This is a genomic window from Methylibium sp. T29 (assembly GCF_000576205.1).
GTDB lineage: Bacteria > Pseudomonadota > Gammaproteobacteria > Burkholderiales > Burkholderiaceae_C > Methylibium > Methylibium petroleiphilum.
Map to the genome: position 1 here is coordinate 1 of NZ_AZND01000474.1, position 1,459 is coordinate 1,459.

Annotated in this window: 1 protein-coding gene and 1 pseudogene; one reads left to right on the top strand and one right to left on the bottom strand. The window is 69.3% G+C overall.

The window, feature by feature from the left end:
• Positions 1-89 precede the first annotated feature (89 nt).
• A complete protein-coding gene (gene rodA, locus x551_RS22140) occupies positions 90-1,247 on the top strand; it encodes a rod shape-determining protein RodA (protein WP_011827680.1) in 1,158 nt (385 codons plus the stop codon).
• A 16-nt stretch (positions 1,248-1,263) separates the two neighbouring features.
• Here the strand turns inward: rodA and x551_RS26630 are convergent.
• Positions 1,264-1,459: pseudogene (locus tag x551_RS26630) on the bottom strand (patatin-like phospholipase family protein); the annotation flags it as partial.

A 1,459-nucleotide genomic window follows, 5' to 3' on the forward strand; every position in this document is an offset into this window, starting at 1 on the left:
GCTTCGGCGCCCGGGGGAGCGGCGGCAGCCCCGCCGGCGAAGATCGCCCAGGCGCCGGCGCCGACAGCACCGGCCGAGGCCACGAATCGATGAGCACCGTGTTCGACAAGCGTCCGTGGTGGCAACGTGCCGCCACCGTGTTCATGGGCTTCGACGGACCGCTGGCGCTGGCCATCGTGCTGCTGGCGGCCGCGGGCCTGCTGACCATGTATTCGGCCGGCTACGACCATGGCACGCGCTTCGTCGATCACGGCCGCAACATGCTGCTGGCCGCCGGCGTGATGTTCATCGTGGCGCAGCTCTCGCCGCAGCGCCTGGCGCAGCTGGCGGTGCCGCTGTACGTGCTGGGTGTGGCGCTGCTGATCGCCGTCGAGCTGTTCGGCGTGACGAAGAAGGGCGCCACGCGCTGGCTCGACCTGCAGGTGCTGGTGATCCAGCCCAGCGAACTGCTGAAGATCGCCACGCCCCTGATGCTGGCCTGGTGGTTCCAGCGCCGGGAAGGCCAGCTGCAGGCGCCGGACTTCGTGGTGGCCTTCGTGCTGCTGGCGGTGCCGGTCGCACTGATCGTGAAGCAGCCGGACCTGGGCACTGCCATCCTGGTGCTGTCGGGCGGGCTGTACGTGATGTTCTTCGCCGGCCTGAGCTGGGCGCTGATCCTGCCGGTGCTGGGGCTGGGCGCGGTCGGCATCGGCGGGTTGATCTGGTTCCAGACGCAGATCTGCGAGCCCGGCGTCGACTGGGTGTTGCTGCACGAGTATCAGAAGCACCGCGTCTGCACCCTGCTCGACCCGACCACCGATCCCTTGGGGAAGGGCTTCCACATCATCCAGGGCATGATCGCCATCGGCTCGGGCGGGGTCACCGGCAAGGGGTTCATGAACGGCACCCAGACCCATCTGGAGTTCATCCCCGAGCGCACCACCGACTTCATCTTCGCGGCCTTCTCGGAGGAGTTCGGACTGGCGGGCTGCGTGGCGCTGCTGCTGGGCTTCACCTTCCTGATCTTCCGCGGTCTGATGATCGCGTCGGACGCGCCGACGCTGTTCTCGCGGCTGCTGGCCGGCGCGATCACGCTCAGCTTCTTCACCTACAGCATGGTGAACATGGGCATGGTGACCGGCATCCTGCCGGTGGTGGGCATCCCGTTGCCCTTCATCAGCTACGGCGGCACGGCGATGGTCACGCTGGGTCTCGCGCTCGGCATCCTGATGTCGGTGGCGCGCAGCAAGCGGCTGATGCAGAGCTGAACGGCCGGCGACGGACTCAGCGCGGCGGCTTGCGTGGACGCTTGATCCAGCGCGACAGGAGGGAAGGCAGGCGCGGCCGCGCCACGGCTGGCCGCGCCGCAGGTGGCGCGGGCACTGGCGAGTGCACCTCGGGTACGACGGGTGCAATGGTTGCAGCGGGCGGGGCGACCAGCGCCGGCTCGTCGACCGCGGGCATCGGCGGCGCTGCCGGA